Raw genomic sequence first — 725 nt, forward strand, 5'->3', positions numbered from 1 at the left:
TCTGCTAGTGCGTTAATTTTCGCTGCATCTTCTAAGGGGAGTCGGAATGTGTAGTCTTCAGAAGTAAATGTTGCTTTGGCTTGTTGTTCCCAGCATTCTGCTAAGGCTTTTATTTTCATAGCTTGAATCCTTGTGTGGTCGGGTTGTTCATTTTTTACGCTTAACTACAAGAATAAGTGTAGGTTGTTTGTTCAAAAAGTAGACACTTAAAAGTGTGTGCTTTTGTTAATGGTTTACTTGTTGTGGATTGTGCTCCATATTTATATATCTAGTTTTTACTATTTTGCGCAAATAAGGATTGGCTTGTAGTCACGAGCTTGTGATCAGCTTGCTTGCTAGCCTTGATAATCAAACACATTTGGAAAAGGTATATGTCAGAATTACACCCTTCTTTACGAGAAAATGTCCGTTTGCTTGGTGAGTTGTTAGGGCAGAATATTGAAGAACACCTTGGTTCGGAGTTTGTGGCGAAGTTGGAAGCCATTAGGGCTGCGGCAAAGCAGGATCGTGAAGCTGATGCGGGGGATGCGCATCCAGAACTTGTTCGTTTGCTTCAGGACCTGGGGGACGATGAGATGTTATTTGTTGCTCGAGCGTTTAACCAGTTTCTTAACCTGGCAAATATTGCTGAGCAGTATCATGGGGTAAGACGGAATCGCACCGATAGAGAAGACGGTTTGGAAACCTTTGACCAACTGCTGGACCGTTTGAAGGCCTCAGGTACC

General features: G+C 42.8%; 1 protein-coding gene. It reads left to right on the top strand.

Annotated elements, in window-relative coordinates; genetic code table 11:
- Nucleotides 1-371: 371 nt before the first annotated feature.
- A partial coding sequence (locus A3729_RS28280; RefSeq protein WP_231877524.1) for a phosphoenolpyruvate carboxylase occupies nucleotides 372-725 on the top strand: 354 nt, incomplete at its 3' end.

Source organism: Oleiphilus sp. HI0043, assembly GCF_001634935.1.